At 30.2% G+C, this 918-nt stretch carries 1 protein-coding gene; it reads left to right on the top strand.

The genetic code is table 11. The features are described from left to right. Positions 1-17: 17 nt before the first annotated feature. On the top strand, positions 18-833 hold the full coding sequence (locus KA814_RS09225; protein WP_000164962.1) for an AAA family ATPase: 816 nt from the start codon (positions 18-20) through the stop codon (positions 831-833). The last annotated feature ends 85 nt before the right edge of the window (positions 834-918 follow it).

Here is a 918-nt window from a genome sequence, read left to right as displayed (position 1 = left end):
ATTAAAGAGGTATCGTAATGACTAAAAATCAGAATTTTATTGAAACGAAAGAGTATAAACGGTTTGCTGAATTTTGTGACGCTTGCATTAAATATCAATATATTGGTATCTGTTATGGTCAACCTGGAGTTGGGAAAACTTTATCTTCAAGATATTATACAAATTGGGATACAATCGAAAAACAAGTTAACCATAGAGGTTGGGAAGATCTAGCTAGTAAAACGACCGATGACATACTATCGGTGGATAAAATATTTTATACTGCACCAGCAGAAAAACAAACTAAATTAAGGAATGATTTATATAGTATTACTGCAAGCATTGATTTGGGTCAAAAATTACATGTTGTAAATAAGTATGGACATGAACATAGTAAACATTATAGTGATATGTTTAAATATATTGATTTAATTATAGTAGATGAGATTGATCGCCTTAAAGTGCAACATTTAGAGCAATTAAGAGCTATTTATGATGAACATAATTTAGCAATGATATTTATTGGTATGCCGGGCATAGAGAAAAAACTATCTCGTTATCCTCAACTATATTCGCGCATAGGTTTTGCGCATGAATTTGATAATCTAAGTAAAGATGAGACGCATCATATATTAGAATATAAGTGGCAAGATTTAGGATTTGATTTAAAACTCGAAGACTTTACTGATTATGAAGCAATAACGACGATTATTAAAATCACAAAAGGGAATTTTAGGCTGATTCATCGTTTATTTGCGCAGATAGACAGAATTATGGATATAAATGGTTTAGATAAAATAAGTACAGAAGTTGTAGAAACAGCTAGAGATAGTTTAGTTATAGGTATTCGATAATAGAAAAAGCAACGCATTTTAATATAGTGCGTTGCTTTTCTCATTTATTAGGTAAAGTCATTCTCATATATCGAATAAAGTGACA

This window comes from Staphylococcus sp. GDY8P196P, from assembly GCF_017891705.1.
Lineage (GTDB): Bacteria > Bacillota > Bacilli > Staphylococcales > Staphylococcaceae > Staphylococcus > Staphylococcus ureilyticus.
The sequence above is the reverse complement of the archived record's forward strand: the minus strand, read 5'-3'. Positions and strand labels throughout refer to the sequence as shown.

Bases quoted from the DNA above. Each gene is read 5' to 3' on its own strand.
- KA814_RS09225 (WP_000164962.1), top strand. From the start codon at position 18: ATGACTAAAAATCAGAATTTTATTGAAACGAAAGAGTATAAACGGTTT.